We start from the raw sequence: 13,811 nt of genomic DNA, 5'->3' as shown, positions 1-13,811 counted from the left end.
CCTAGAACTCCAGCTCGGCGCTGAAATACATCACCCGGCGTTCGTCGTAATTGTTGTCGACGAAAGTGGTCGGCTCATGATCGAGGCGCTGTTGCAGCACCCCGGCCAGTTGCAGTTGGGCTTTGCCCAGCGCAATGCGTTTGGCGATGCGCGTGTCGACGCGTTCGAAACGGTAGCCGTTGAGCGCGTTGTCGCCGTAATAGAAGAGGGCGCTGTTCCAGCCGTGGCCCCAATCGCGCAGCCAGCCGGCCGAACCGCTGTTGCGCGAGGTGAATTGCTGATCCAGTGGGTTACTCGCCTCGGCATCGACAAAGGCGTAGGTGAAGCGCAGGCGATCGGCGAGGCTCACGCGCCAGTCGAGCTGGGTTTCCGTACCGCGAAACCGTGAGCTGTTGGCGTTGCTCGCGATGTATTGGTTGTTGCGCAGCGGCTCACTGATCATTCCGGTGATCTCGTCGTAGAACAGCTTCACATCCAGGGCCAGGCCCAACTCGGCGAAATAGCCGTTGTAACCCAGTTCGCGCGAGCGCATGTGTTCCTGATCGAGATCGCCCGGGCCACGCGTTTTGACAAAGTAGCGCGCCGACGACTGGCCGTAGGCCGAGGGCCGCAGGTTGCTGACCTGATAGCTCCAGTTGACGTTGTTCTCGAACATGTCCGGCGAGCGGATAGCCTCCGAGTACACCGCACGCAGGCCGTGGCGCGGGTTGATCAGGTAATTGACGGCAAATCGCGGGGTCAGCGAACTGCCAGTCAGTTGCGTGTTTTCAAACATCGCGCCGCCCTGCAACAGCCAGTGTTCCGTGGCGCGCCATTCCAGTTGGCCGAACGCGCGCCAGGTGGTGTCATCCAGCGTGCCATTGAAGTAAGTCTCGGAGTCGGCGCGGTCGTAACGATAGTTCATGCCGCTGACCAGTCGCAGGCTGTCGGACAGGCTGAGGGTGTCCTGCAATTCGAGGTCGTAACGCGATTCGCGGGCGCTCTGGTCGATGTCGCCGCACAGGGTCCGGCTGGCACCGTTGCGCCATTGATCAAGCACCTGATTGGCCAGGGCCATTTCCTGCGGGGTGCCGGGCGCTGCGCCGGGGCCGGTGAAACGGGTGATGTTGCGCGCCAGACGTTCGGTGTAATTCGGGTTGAGTTGCCACAACTGCGTCAGTTCGGGGCTGAACGATACCTCGGCATCGCAGGCGCGCCAGGTTTGCTGACGATCCCAGTGTTGCGCCGAGCCTTGTATATAAAGGCTGTGTTCGGGATTGATGTCGAGGTTCCAGCGCACCGAGCCGGCGTAATCCTTGGCGACCACGTCGGAATTGTTCCCAGCGGCGGTAATCCCGGAGAAAACCGGGCGGTAGGTATAGGGCCGCTGGTTGCTGCCGTCCTTGGCGTTGACCTGCCAATCGAGGCTCTGGTTGTCGCTGAGGGTGTGACTGACCGCGAGACTGAAACGGTTCAAGCGGCGGCTGTCACGGTAATCGGCTCCGCTGCGATCGCTGTCGAAGCCGTCGTCTTCCTGCCCGGACAACGACAGGCGCAAGTCACCGCCATTCCAGCCGGTGCCCTGGCTGGCATAAAAGTCATTGATGCCGCGCTGGCCACGGGTGTACTTCAACCGTGTGCCGTGGCTGTCGGCCGGGTGGCGGGTGATGATGTTGACCACCGCCATCAGCGCATTGGCGCCGTAGCTGACGGTGTTCGGGCCGCGAAAGACTTCGATGCGCTCGATGTCTTCCATGGCCACCGGAATATCGCTCCAGTCCACCGTGGACAAGCCTGCGCGATAGACCGAACGGCCGTCGATCAGCACTTGCATGCGCCGTGCTTCGCTGGCGTTGGTGCCGTGGTAATTGACCGCCGCCTGATTGCCGCTGATGTTGCCGACCATCATCCCTGGCACCAGCCGCAGCAGTTCACTGATGTCGCGCGCGCCGCTGGCGTTGATCAATTCGCTGTCGATGACGGTCATGCTCCCCGGCACTTCTGCCGGCGTCTGTTTCAGGCGCGTGGCCGTCAGCACCTGCGGCAGTGCTTCGTTGTCCAGGAACAGGTCGTCCGCCAGCACTACCGGGCTGAACAACAGCGCCAGTAAAACGGACGAACGCGGGGACGCAGAGCCAAAAGACACGACACAACCTTGATAGCGAAGAATTGGCGCGCATGTTAACCGAGGACAGCGACTTTTCCAGTCACGTTGCAGGCATTTTCCTAGGTTTTGTTGGTCTTCTTCCTACAAGTGTCGGTAATTGATGCAGGGGCTGGCCGCGCGTGGGCTGCCCCGTATAATGCCGGCATCGCCACTGGTATGGATTAACGGATTGCATATGACTGAACAGCGCCCGATTGCGGTCCTGGGAGGCGGAAGTTTTGGTACCGCCGTGGCCAACCTTTTGGCCGAGAACGGCCATCAAGTCCGGCAGTGGATGCGTGACCCCGAGCAGGCCGAGGCCATCCGGGTCAATCGCGAAAACCCGCGTTACCTCAAAGGCATCAAGATTCTGCCGGGGGTGACCGCCGTCACCGACCTGCAGGCAACCCTCGACGCCTGCGATTTGTGTTTTGTCGCGCTGCCATCCAGCGCACTGCGCACGGTGCTCGCCGCCCACGCCGAGCGGTTGAGCGGCAAGATGCTGGTCAGCCTGACCAAAGGCATCGAAGCGCAGACTTTCAAACTGATGAGCCAGATTCTCGAAGAGATCGCCCCGCAGGCGCGCATCGGCGTGTTGTCCGGGCCGAACCTGGCGCGCGAGATTGCCGAGCACGCGCTGACCGCCACCGTCGTCGCCAGCGAAGACGAAGAACTCTGTAAATCCGTGCAAGCCGCGCTGCACGGTCGCACCTTCCGCGTGTATGCCAGCGCCGACCGTTTCGGCGTCGAGTTGGGCGGGGCGTTGAAAAACGTTTACGCGATCATCGCCGGCATGGCGGTGGCGCTGGAGATGGGCGAGAACACCAAGAGCATGCTGATCACCCGCGCGCTGGCCGAGATGACCCGCTTTGCCGTGAATCAGGGCGCCAACCCGATGACCTTTCTCGGTCTGGCCGGTGTTGGTGATCTGATCGTGACCTGCTCATCGCCAAAAAGTCGCAACTATCAAGTCGGTTTCGCGCTGGGTCAGGGCTTGAGCCTCGACGAAGCCGTGTCGCGCCTCGGTGAAGTTGCTGAAGGCGTCAACACGCTGAAAGTGCTCAAGGCCAAATCCCAGGAAGTCGGCGTGTACATGCCGCTGGTCGCCGGGCTGCACGCGATCCTGTTCGAAGGACGCACGCTGGAGCAGGTGATCGGTCTACTGATGCGAGCCGAACCGAAAACCGACGTCGATTTTATTTCCACCAGCGGTTTCAACTGATTGAGCCGGGAGTAGCAAGCCATGAACGATCCGAAAACCGAAGCCAAGTACGAATCCATCCTCCTGCGCGTGTTGTGGATGATCGTCTACGTGCTGGTCTGGCAAGTGGCGCAGTTCATCCTCGGTGCGGTGGTGCTGGTGCAACTGATCTATCGTTTGATCTATGGCGCGCCGAGCGCCAGCCTGATGAATTTCGGCGACAGCCTGAGCCAGTTTCTGGCGCAGATCGGGCGTTTCGGCAGTTTCCACAGCGACCAGAAACCCTGGCCGTTCGCCGACTGGCCAACGCCGCGTACCCCGGAAGGTGAAGCGCCACACGCCGTTGCCCCGGCGCCACATCCGGTCCGAGATGAGGAACCCAAGCTATGAAACTCTGGGTATTGCGTCACGGCGAGGCCGTGCCTTACGGCTCGTGCCCCGACTCCGAGCGTGAACTGACCGAGCACGGTCGCAAAGAGGCCTTGAGCAGCGCCGCCCGTTTGATCGGCCAGCCGCTGACCGCGATTTACGCCAGCCCTTATTTACGCGCGCAACAGACTGCGCAGATTGTTCGTGAAGCGCTGGGTTTCGAGCCGGAAATTCGCACGGTCGAGTGGCTGACGCCGGAGGTTGATCCGGACAAGGTCACCGATCAACTGGTGTCGGTGAGCAACGTGCTGCTGGTCAGCCACAACCCGTTGGTGGGCAACTTGCTGAGCTATTTGCAGCATGGCGCCGGGTATCCGCCGGAGAAGGTCAGCACCGCCGGCCTGGCAGAGCTGGAAAGCCCAGAGTTGCTGATCGGCTCGATGACCCTCAACAGCCTCAAGCACCCGTAACGCTGATCCCTTGTGGGAGCGAGCCTGCTCGCGAAAGCGGCGTGTCATTCACCCTTTATGTGTCTGACAGACTGCATTCGCGAGCAGGCTCGCTCCCACATTGGTTTCTGCGTACACCATGAAATTATTTGTTTGAATTTTCCAACCAAGCACTTGCTTGGTTGACTACGCTTGCTCCAGACCCAAAAAACAGGAGCGAGTCGCATGTCTGCCGCCTTCCGTTTGCCGCTGGACGTGTTCTACGAGCGTGAAGCCCGCCATCCGCGCCAGCGCTTTCTCGTGCAGCCCATCGGCGGCGGCCAGGTCGAGACGCTGAGTTGGGCCGACGTCGGCCATCAGGCCCGCTGCGCCGCACATTGGTTGCGCGCCCGCGAGTTGCCACAAGGCAGCCACATCGCCCTGATCTCGAAAAACTGTGCACACTGGATCATCGCCGACCTGGCGATCTGGATGGCCGGGCACGCCTCCGTCCCGTTGTACCCCAACCTGACCGCCGACTCCGTCGCGCAAGTACTCAATCACTCGGAAAGTGTCCTCGCCTTCATCGGTAAACTTGACGATTGGCCGGGCATGTCCAAAGGCGTGCCGGCCGATCTGCCGACCATCAGCCTGCCGCTGCATCCGCCCGGGGAGTTCGATTTCAGTTGGGCAGACTTGCAGCGCAGCTCACCGATTCAGGACGATCCGCGCCCGGCTGCCGAGCAACTGGCGACGATCATCTATACCTCCGGCACCACTGGCCTGCCCAAAGGGGTGATGCACAGTTTCGCCAATCTCGGCTTCGCCACGACGCGTGGCACGCAACTGTTTGGTCTCAACGAGAACGACCGGCTGCTGTCGTACCTGCCGCTGTGCCACGTTGCCGAGCGGATGTTCGTTGAGCTGGCCTCGATCTATACCGGGCAAACGGTGTTCTTTGCCGAAAGCCTTGAGACCTTTATTACCGATCTGCAGCGAGCTCGGCCAACCGCGATGTTCGGCGTGCCGCGCATCTGGACCAAATTCCAGATGGGCGTGTACAGCAAGATCCCGGCGAAGCGTCTGGATTTTCTCCTCGGCCTGCCGTTCATTGGCAAACGTGTCGGGCACAAAGTGCTGGCGGGACTGGGGCTGGATGCCTTGCGTGTGGCGCTGTCCGGCGCCGCGCCAGTGCCGCAGACGTTGCTCGCCTGGTATCGCAAACTTGGCCTTGATGTGCTGGAGGTCTATGGCATGACCGAGGGCTGCGGTTACTCGCACATCTGCCTGCCGGGGCAATACAAACAGGGCTGGATCGGCAAACCGTGCCCGGAAGTCGAGGTGCGCATTGATGAGTCGGGCGAGGTGCAGGTGCGCAGTCAGGCGAACATGCTCGGCTACTTCAAGGAGCCGCAGAAGACCGCCGAGACCCTGACCGAGGATGGCTTTCTGCGCACCGGCGACAAGGGCGAGCAGGATGCCGAAGGGCGCCTGCGCCTGACTGGCCGCCTCAAGGAAATTTTCAAGACCAGCAAAGGCAAATACGTCGCCCCGGCGCCGATCGAAAACCGCTTGGCCGTGCATTCACGGATTGAACAGGTGTGCGTGGTGGGAGACGGCTTGAGCGCGCCGTTGGGTTTGTGTGTGCTGTCGAGCGTCAATCAGGAGGAGGGCCGGGCGAGCCTGCATTCGAGTCTGGAAAAACTCTTGGAAGAGGTCAACGCCGTGCTCGACAAGCATGAACGCCTGCGCCGATTGGTGGTGGTCAAGGACAGTTGGGCGGTGGAAAACGGCTTCCTCACGCCGACGCTGAAGATCAAGCGCAACGTCATCGAAGACACCTATGGCGCGCGTTTCGAAGAATGGAGCGAGCGCAGCGAGGCGGTGCTGTGGCAGGATTGAGCGACCACTAAAACAACAAAGGAAGTCTGCGATGAGCTTGTGGCGTACTACCCCCAACATCGAGCAGTTGAACGCGATCCAGAAAAACACCATCGGCGAAGTGCTGGACATCCGCTTCGAAGCGTTCGACGAGGAATCGCTGACCGCGAGCATGGTCATCGACCATCGCACCCATCAGCCCTACGGCTTACTGCACGGTGGCGCATCGGTGGTGCTGGCGGAAACCGTCGGTTCGATGGCCAGCTATCTGTGCATCGACGCCAGCAAGTTTTATTGCGTCGGCCTCGAGATCAACGCCAACCATTTGCGCGGCTTGCGCAGTGGCCGGGTGACGGCGGTGGCCAAACCGATTCACATTGGTCGCACCACCCATGTATGGGATATCCGTTTGACCAGCGATGAAGGCAAGGCCAGTTGTGTGTCGCGGCTGACCATGGCCGTGGTACCGCTGGGTGAGCAGCCGCCGGCACGTTGATGGCGATGGCTGCTCTCAACCGCGCTAACGCGCTCAGAAGTTCAGTTGTGATCGGGAGTATTTTCGTTGTCCCGGCCCCGTTTCACTGACGAAATGCAAGACTTCAGTGGCGGCGGGGTCAAAATCTGCATTGCTCGAAATCGGCGGACTTTCTCGACGGATGTCGGCGCCGACCTGATTCCTCTCAAGGTCCCAGGAGGTTCGGCCCAGTTCTGCGCTTAAACCGGGCGTTGCAATTGTGACAAACGTCGAGCGTATATCGCCGACGGCGCTCATGACTGCCCGGTTCACCGCTGTTCGAGTGTGTACGTCCAGGGCGTCGTATCCGGGAATTTGTGCAACCGCCAGGTTGGCGATTTGCCCTAGAGACATGAAGAAGTGGCGGGTGCTGAAGCCTATCAAAGCGTTGTCGGGGTTGAAGGTTGGATCGCTGTTGTTCGAAGGCCTGGCCGGCGTGCCGCGCATCCCTCTTGCAACAGAGGCGCCGGCAGCGCTGGTGGCCGTCACCGCCGAGACAGAAAGAATCGACTGCAGAACGTTTCCAGTCACATCCGTGCCTAACAGCACTGAACCTGCGAAACCGGTGGCGCCTGCTGCCAACCCTGCTGCCCCGACACTGGCCGCTCCCGTGGCCAGGTCGACACGGCCGATGGAGGGATTGCTTTGGCCGACATTGGCGAGGTACTGGGCCGACATCTCACGAAACACCGTACCGAATGCGCTGCCAATCTGATTGGCAGCCGCAGTATTGCCTCTTGGATCGAGTATGCCGAGCAAGGAAGGCGCGGCACCCAACGCCGCACCCAATGCGGCGCCACCGATTTTTGCCGCCAGCGGCCCCCAGCTTCCCGGGTCGTCGATGGACATTGAACTTTGCGCCCAGTTGGACCCGGCGTAGCCACTGATGCCGCCCGAAATGGCGCCGGCCACCGCACCGCCAATCGTCACCGCCATGTTCGCCGCCGGCAAGAAGCCCACGAAAGCCGCCTGGACAGCCGAGCCAACGGCTGCGCTGAAAAACTCTCGAGCGGCTGTCGCGCCCGCTGCCCTGGCGGTATCGACCCCCGCCAGTCCCTGTCTGTCGACGAACCTGACAGGATTGCCGCGGACCATCAAAAACAGGTTCAGACCATCGGCGATACCGGCCGGATCGGGACTGATCCAGCGCATCAACCAAGGTGCGTAGAAGCGTTGTCCATAGTAATAAAGTCCTGTGGCATCGCGCTCCTGGCCTGCGTAGCGACGGGTCTTGTAGCTTGCTTGAACCTGATCGGGGCCCGCCCACCAGGAAGTACCACCGTAGGGGAAATAGTGTTCCTCGCTGACGGTGTCTCCCTGATGGTCCAACACCAGCATGCTCGAGCCCAGATGATTGCTGAAGCTGTAGTGGTATTGATTGGCTGCCACACCTTTGCCGGGCCAATGCAGAACCTCAACCGCACAGCGTCCCACCTGCACTGAAATGACATGCAGGGCTTCGTCGGGCGACTCGCGTATTTCCAGCTCTGGCAAGTAGCGCGTTTGATGCCGTTGCGCGATGCCCTCCATGTATACGAGACGAACCTTGCGCTTGCGCTGGCCGGCACCGTTGTACACGTAGCGTTCGCAGTCGTTCGCAGCATGTTGGCGTATGACTTGATCAACCTGACTCAATCGCCTGCCAGCGTTCCACTGCAATAGCTGCCCGGGCTGCAGAGTTTTGCGGTTGCCATTGGCATCAAATGCGGCGGCGATTTCAGGCTCGTCGGGCAGCGTTCCATCGTCGGATTGTTCAAGTCCCCGATTGCTGTACCGCGAGATCGCCGTACGCTGTGTCCAGCTCTGGCTGACCGCGTTGTGCACCAGCATCGTGAGATTGCCGGCAGCATCGTACGTGTACGTCTCACAGTAGTTTTCCAGTTGCGCGGAGTCTGGCGGGGAGGTGAAGACGGGGGCTGCGGGGCCATTCGACGTGTTGCTTCGTTGCCAGCCAGTGGCTGAAATCAATTGGTACAGGCTGTCGTAAGTAAAGGTACTGAGCGGTTCGATCTTCTGGTTGCGAAAGAAGCGCGTGCGTTGTGCCATGTCCTGGATGCTGAGGATATTGCCCACCGGATCATAGCGATAAACCAGTTTTTGCAGATTGGGCCTGGCGAATGTCTCGGCACTGATTTGCTCGAGTCGACCATTTTGCGGATCGTAAAGGTTCTGACTGATCACGCCGTTGGCGGCCACTTGGCGCACAATCTGATTGTCGGGGTTGTACTGGATGTCGAGCAGTAATAAGTGGTCTTGCGTATCTCCCGCGATTTTCAGACTGATCTGTTTCAGTTGTCCGGCAATGTTCAGTTGTAGCCGCTTCAGATTGCCCATTGCGTCTTGCTGGCTGATCACCTCCCCCAACGCGTTGAGGCTGAAATGGGTTGCCGCGCCGTGACCGGTTTCATGTAGCAGGTCTCTCTGTGGCTCGGTTTCCGGCCAGTGAGGTTCATCGAGTTGGCCAAGGAAATGTTGAACACACGCGATCGGGACACCGCTCAGGGCGTAGTGCGGAAAGAATTCAGTACCGGCACTGTCGTCATGGCGGACAACTCGCCCACACTGGTTGCGCCCTGCAGTCGCTGGCGTACTGTCACCGTAAGTGAAAAATGTGCTGTTTCTGGCATTCCCCCCACAGGTCTGTTCGATGGCACTGACCGGACGCAGCATCAAGTCGTAGCGGGTCTGCGTTTGGGTCAGCAGGCCGTCCCAGTCGATCAGGCGTTGACCGGCTGCCCCTGGCAAGGTCAGTTGACTAGTCCCGTCAACACATTCGCTGCCAAGGAGCGCTCCAGTGAGGCTGGAACGCAGTTTCATGTTCGGTGCAGCATTTGGCTCGCGCGCTTGTAGGGCGTGCAAGCGAGGATCGCAGACATCAGTCAGACGAGCGACAGCGTCGTAGCGCTGGCGGTAGATTCGCGCTTCGACCACCGCAGCGTGTGTGTCACGGCAATAGGACACCGTAGCAATGTTCAGCCTGCGTGGATCCGTCACAGAAACGGTCGGCGTGTAAGCGTGCATGAATGTCACATTCCGTAGCCAGTGAACCGGACTCAGTTATTCGGCAACGGGGCCGAACGGTCAACTGTCAGAAATTACAGTTGAGCGAAGTTTGCGACGACTGGTGCAATCTGCGCTTATGAATAAAACAACATCGCCACCATTCCTGGCAGTTACGGTCATTGCTCCTGGACGCGGTCTTACGGACAATCAACGCCACGTTTCCCGCTCATGGATTTACCCAGCATGTCGCAACCGATCTTTTTCGCCCACGCCAACGGATTTCCCTCAGGCACCTATGGCAAGTTGTTCGCGGCGCTGGCGCCTGAGTACCGGGTTGCGCATCTGGAGCAGCATGCCCATGACCCGCGTTTCCCGGCGGACGACAACTGGTACAACCTTGTCGATGAGTTGATCCACCATTTGCAGCAACAGGATCAACCAGTGTGGGGCGTTGGCCACTCCTTTGGCGGGGTGTTGCACCTGCACGCGGCGCTGCGCTGCCCTGAGTTGTATCGCGGTGTGGTGATGCTTGATTCACCGGTGTTGACTCGCACTGATCAGTGGGTGATCCGTGCCGCCAAGCGTTTTGGTTTCATCGACAGACTGACCCCAGCGGGCCGCACCCTGGGCCGGCGGGAAGAGTTCGCCGACCTCGACAGTGCGCGCAGCTATTTTGCTGGCAAGACACTGTTCCGTGGTTTCGATCCGGAATGCTTCGATGCCTACCTGCAGCACGGTTTGCACCAGGTCGGCGACAAGCTGCGCCTGCGCTTCGATCCGGCGACCGAAATCAGCATCTATCGCGGCGTGCCCCACACCAGCCCCGGTCGCACCCGACAATTACAGGTACCGCTGGCGGTGGTGCGCGGGCACAAGAGTCGTGTGGTCATGCGTCATCACACCCGTTTCGTTTCGCGTCTGGCCCAAGGCGAGGCGTTGAGCATGCCCGGCGGGCACATGTTCCCGCTTGAGCGCCCGCAGGACACCGCACGGTTGTTGAAGAACCTGTTTACCCGTTGGGAAAAACGCCAGGACAAGGATTGCGCATGAGCCCGCCCTTCGAAGAAGTCCGCCTGAGCCTGCCGCATATCGAACTGGCCGCGCATTTGTTCGGGCCCGAGGACGGTGTGCCGGTGATCGCGCTGCATGGCTGGCTCGACAACGCCAACAGCTTTGCCCGTCTGGCGCCGAAGCTCAAAGGCTTGCGCATCATCGCGCTGGACATGGCCGGGCACGGGCATTCCGGGCATCGACCCAACGGCGCCGGCTATGCCCTGTGGGATTACGCCCATGACGTGCTGCAGGTCGCCGAGCAACTTGGTTGGAAGCGATTCGGCCTGCTCGGGCATTCGATGGGCGCCATTGTCTCGATGGTGTTGGCGGGTTCGTTACCGGAACGCATCAGTCATCTGGCACTGATTGACGGCGTGATTCCTCCTACAGACAAAGGCGAAAACGCCGCCGAACGCATGGGCATGGCCCTGCAAGCGCAACTGGATCTGCGCGAGAAGCGCAAACCGGTCTACAACACCCTTGATCGTGCGATCGAAGCGCGCATGAAAGGTCTGGTGGCGGTCAGTCGTGAGGCGGCTGAATTGTTGGCTCAGCGCGGTTTGATGCCAGTGCCCGGCGGCTACACTTGGCGCACCGACAATCGCCTGACCTTGCCATCGCCGCTGCGCCTGACCGAGGAACAGGCGATGGCTTTCGCGCTTCGAGTCAGTTGCCCGGCGCATTTGGTGGTCGCGGCTGACGGCATGCTGGCTAAACATCCCGAGTTGCTGGAGCGTCTACCCTTCAGACGGGAACAGTTGGCGGGCGGGCACCATTTGCACCTGAACGATGAGGCCGGGGCCGACCTTGTCGCAGACTGTTTCAATCGGTTCTTCGCCATTCCTTGACTTGCTGCGGGCAACTGTCGAGGCTGGGCGGGTTGAAATGGGAGACAACCACGATGGATTTCTACACCGCTGCGACCTCGAATCATCCAGCATTACCGATCCGATGAGCCTGACTATACGGTCACTCAGTCTGTTGGCACTGTGCTGTTTCAGTACCGTTTCGTTCGCCGCCGATGTGCCGGGCAGCCAGGATCTGCAGATCGTGCCGCGTCTGGCCGATGCGCAGATCGTCGACTACCGCCCGCCCGTGGAGCTTGAGCGGATCTATCCGCTGGGCTCGATCCGCAAGATCAGCGGGCAACTGCGCTTCGACGGCCAGGTCACCGCTCGTGGCCAGATCACGTCGGTGACTTACGAGTTGCCCCCCGAACACTCCGCCACCGAAGCCTTCACCGCCGCCCGCGAGGCCCTGCAAAAGCAGGACGCAGAATTGCTGTTCTGGTGTCAGGCGCGTGATTGCGGCGAAAGCAGCCTCTGGGCCAACGAGGTGTTCGGTAACTCCAAGTTGTACGGCGCTGACGAACAACAGGCGTATCTGTTGTTGAGGCTGGCCGCACCGCGCGACAACACGCTGGTGGCGCTTTACAGCATCACCCGTGGCAATCGCAAAGCCTATCTGCATGTCGAACAGTTCGAGGCGGTTGCACCGCTGGGTGAGTTGCTGCCGACCTCGGCGACGCTGTTGCGTCAGTTGAAAAGCACCGGTGAGCTGGATTTTCCTGATCGCGTGAATGACCCGGATGACACCTGGCTACGCCTGATTTCCCGTGGCCTTAATCTCGACACGACGTTGCGTGTAACGGTGTCAGGGCCAAAGGCCGAGGCCTGGCGCCAGGCGCTGATCAATCAGGGGGTGCGGGCGGCACGCATGGAAACCGGCAGTGTCGAAGGCTCTGGCCTGCGCATCGATCTGTTGCGGTAAGCTGTTTTTGGCGAGCACGAGCCGTGTGTTCGCCTACTCTTTGCCTGACTGACTTTTTCGAGACCTTACATGCTCAATAATGATCGCCTGCTGGTGCAGATCCTGCTGCTGGTGTTGTTTGGTGCCAGCCTCTGGGTGATGGCGCCATTCTGGTCGGCGCTGTTCTGGGGCGCGGTGCTGGCGTTTGCCAGTTGGCCGTTGATGCGCCTGCTGACCCGTTGGCTCAATGGCCGTGAATCCTTGGCTGCGGCGATTCTGACGTTGGGCTGGATGTTGCTCGTGGCCGCGCCGCTGGTGTGGCTGGGGTTCAACCTGGCGGATCATGTGCGCGATGCCACGGCGTTTATCAAGGATGTGCAGGTCGACGGTCTGCCGGAAGCGCCGGTGTGGCTGGGGACTCTGCCGTTTGTGGGCGAGCGTCTGGTCGGGCTGTGGAACAGCATCGATCAGCAGGGCGCCGCTCTGATGGTGTCGATCAAACCTTATCTGGGGCAGGTCGGTAACTGGCTGCTGGCGCGCAGTGCGCAGATCGGCGGCGGGATTCTCGAGCTGACCCTGAGCATTGTCTTTGTGTTCTTTTTCTATCGTGACGGGCCGCGACTGGCGGCGTTTGTACACAGTCTGCTGCAGCGGCTGATCGGTGATCGGGCGGGGTATTACATCGACTTGGTGGCCGGCACGGTGCAGCGGGTGGTCAACGGGGTGATCGGCACGGCGGCGGCGCAGGCAGTTCTGGCGTTGATCGGCTTTTTGATTGCCGGGGTGCCGGGGGCGCTGGTGCTGGGGATTGTCACCTTCCTGCTGAGTCTGATTCCGATGGGGCCGCCGTTGGTGTGGGTGCCGGCGACGGCCTGGCTGGCGTGGAAAGGTGAGTATGGGATGGCGGTGTTTCTCGGGATCTGGGGGACGTTCATCATCAGTGGCGTGGACAACGTGCTCAAGCCGTATCTGATCAGTCGCGGGGGGAATTTGCCGTTGGTGATTGTGTTGCTTGGGGTGTTTGGCGGGTTGATTGCGTTTGGGTTTATCGGGTTGTTTATCGGGCCTACGTTGTTGGCGGTGGCTTATAGTTTGTTGACGGATTGGAGCAAGAGTCAGGGGCGGGTTGAGGAGCGGCGCTAGGGGTTTTGGGTTTTGGGTTTTGGGTGAATATCCGTTGCTGCGGTAACGGCGGCTTAGGGTTCCGCCCTTACGGCGGGTCACCTTTTCCAAACGCCGAAAAGGTAACCCAAAAGGCTTGCTCCTACGTGCGGCCCGCTCGCTGGGGCTCGGGGTTCCTTCGCTGCGGGATCGATCCGGGCGCAGCGTCTCCGGTTTGCTTCGCTGCACCTACTCCCGCTGTGTTTGGCTGCGCCAAACGGTCGCTGCGCTCCCACGCCCGGATCAATCCCTCCACTCAGCCTTCCGACGTCGCCCGTGGATCAAGATCAAAAGCAGGCGAGCGGACACTCGGCCTATTGAGTGGTG

At 60.6% G+C, this 13,811-nt stretch carries 11 protein-coding genes; 9 read left to right on the top strand and 2 right to left on the bottom strand.

The genetic code is table 11. The annotated features are described in order from the left end of the window. Position 1 precedes the first annotated feature (1 nt). A complete protein-coding gene (locus ACZZ0A_RS17815) occupies positions 2-2,125 on the bottom strand; it encodes a TonB-dependent receptor plug domain-containing protein (RefSeq protein WP_007917469.1) in 2,124 nt (707 codons plus the stop codon). A 196-nt stretch (positions 2,126-2,321) separates the two neighbouring features. Between ACZZ0A_RS17815 and ACZZ0A_RS17810 the strand changes: the two genes are divergently transcribed. From ACZZ0A_RS17810 to ACZZ0A_RS17790, 5 genes are all read left to right on the top strand, one after another. Continuing rightward, a complete protein-coding gene (locus tag ACZZ0A_RS17810; RefSeq protein WP_463543527.1) occupies positions 2,322-3,347 on the top strand; it encodes an NAD(P)H-dependent glycerol-3-phosphate dehydrogenase in 1,026 nt (341 codons plus the stop codon). A 21-nt stretch (positions 3,348-3,368) separates the two neighbouring features. Then, positions 3,369-3,716, top strand: a complete 348-nt coding sequence (locus ACZZ0A_RS17805; RefSeq protein WP_008087808.1) for a DUF4389 domain-containing protein — start codon at positions 3,369-3,371, stop codon at positions 3,714-3,716. Beyond that, complete coding sequence (gene sixA, locus ACZZ0A_RS17800; protein WP_007917466.1) at positions 3,713-4,165, top strand: phosphohistidine phosphatase SixA; 453 nt, start codon at positions 3,713-3,715, stop codon at positions 4,163-4,165. The genes ACZZ0A_RS17805 and sixA overlap by 4 nt, the downstream gene beginning before the upstream one ends. Before the next feature lie 204 nt (positions 4,166-4,369). Next, complete coding sequence (locus ACZZ0A_RS17795; RefSeq protein WP_463543526.1) at positions 4,370-6,025, top strand: AMP-binding protein; 1,656 nt, start codon at positions 4,370-4,372, stop codon at positions 6,023-6,025. Positions 6,026-6,056: 31 nt separating this feature from the next. Next, a complete protein-coding gene (locus ACZZ0A_RS17790) occupies positions 6,057-6,500 on the top strand; it encodes a hotdog fold thioesterase (RefSeq protein ID WP_042560476.1) in 444 nt (147 codons plus the stop codon). A gap of 33 nt (positions 6,501-6,533) precedes the next feature. Here the strand turns inward: ACZZ0A_RS17790 and ACZZ0A_RS17785 are convergent, their stop codons facing one another. Further along, entirely contained in the window at positions 6,534-9,539 is a 3,006-nt protein-coding gene (locus ACZZ0A_RS17785; RefSeq protein ID WP_463543525.1) for an RHS repeat domain-containing protein, read from the bottom strand. Between the two features lie 225 nt (positions 9,540-9,764). Between ACZZ0A_RS17785 and ACZZ0A_RS17780 the strand changes: the two genes are divergently transcribed. From ACZZ0A_RS17780 to ACZZ0A_RS17765, 4 genes are all read left to right on the top strand, one after another. Continuing rightward, complete coding sequence (locus ACZZ0A_RS17780; RefSeq protein ID WP_007917459.1) at positions 9,765-10,571, top strand: alpha/beta fold hydrolase; 807 nt, start codon at positions 9,765-9,767, stop codon at positions 10,569-10,571. Further along, positions 10,568-11,422, top strand: a complete 855-nt coding sequence (locus tag ACZZ0A_RS17775) for an alpha/beta hydrolase (RefSeq protein WP_463543524.1) — start codon at positions 10,568-10,570, stop codon at positions 11,420-11,422. The genes ACZZ0A_RS17780 and ACZZ0A_RS17775 overlap by 4 nt, the downstream gene beginning before the upstream one ends. A gap of 115 nt (positions 11,423-11,537) precedes the next feature. Beyond that, entirely contained in the window at positions 11,538-12,344 is an 807-nt protein-coding gene (locus tag ACZZ0A_RS17770) for a DUF4892 domain-containing protein (RefSeq protein WP_095114439.1), read from the top strand. 69 nt (positions 12,345-12,413) lie between these two features. Further along, entirely contained in the window at positions 12,414-13,466 is a 1,053-nt protein-coding gene (locus ACZZ0A_RS17765) for an AI-2E family transporter (RefSeq protein ID WP_095114421.1), read from the top strand. Positions 13,467-13,811: the final 345 nt, after the last annotated feature.

The sequence above is a fragment of the Pseudomonas sp. AC242 genome (assembly GCF_979258655.1).
Note: the sequence above shows the minus strand (reverse complement) of the source record. Positions and strands in the feature narration are given on the sequence as shown.

Excerpts from the sequence above, each read along its gene's own strand:
- ACZZ0A_RS17805 (WP_008087808.1), top strand. The coding sequence starts at position 3,369 with ATGAACGATCCGAAAACCGAAGCCAAGTACGAATCCATCCTCCTGCGC.
- ACZZ0A_RS17795 (WP_463543526.1), top strand. The coding sequence starts at position 4,370 with ATGTCTGCCGCCTTCCGTTTGCCGCTGGACGTGTTCTACGAGCGTGAA.
- ACZZ0A_RS17765 (WP_095114421.1), top strand. The coding sequence starts at position 12,414 with ATGCTCAATAATGATCGCCTGCTGGTGCAGATCCTGCTGCTGGTGTTG.
- ACZZ0A_RS17810 (WP_463543527.1), top strand. The coding sequence starts at position 2,322 with ATGACTGAACAGCGCCCGATTGCGGTCCTGGGAGGCGGAAGTTTTGGT.
- ACZZ0A_RS17790 (WP_042560476.1), top strand. The coding sequence starts at position 6,057 with ATGAGCTTGTGGCGTACTACCCCCAACATCGAGCAGTTGAACGCGATC.
- sixA (WP_007917466.1), top strand. The coding sequence starts at position 3,713 with ATGAAACTCTGGGTATTGCGTCACGGCGAGGCCGTGCCTTACGGCTCG.
- ACZZ0A_RS17775 (WP_463543524.1), top strand. The coding sequence starts at position 10,568 with ATGAGCCCGCCCTTCGAAGAAGTCCGCCTGAGCCTGCCGCATATCGAA.
- ACZZ0A_RS17785 (WP_463543525.1), bottom strand. The coding sequence starts at position 9,539 with ATGCACGCTTACACGCCGACCGTTTCTGTGACGGATCCACGCAGGCTG.
- ACZZ0A_RS17780 (WP_007917459.1), top strand. The coding sequence starts at position 9,765 with ATGTCGCAACCGATCTTTTTCGCCCACGCCAACGGATTTCCCTCAGGC.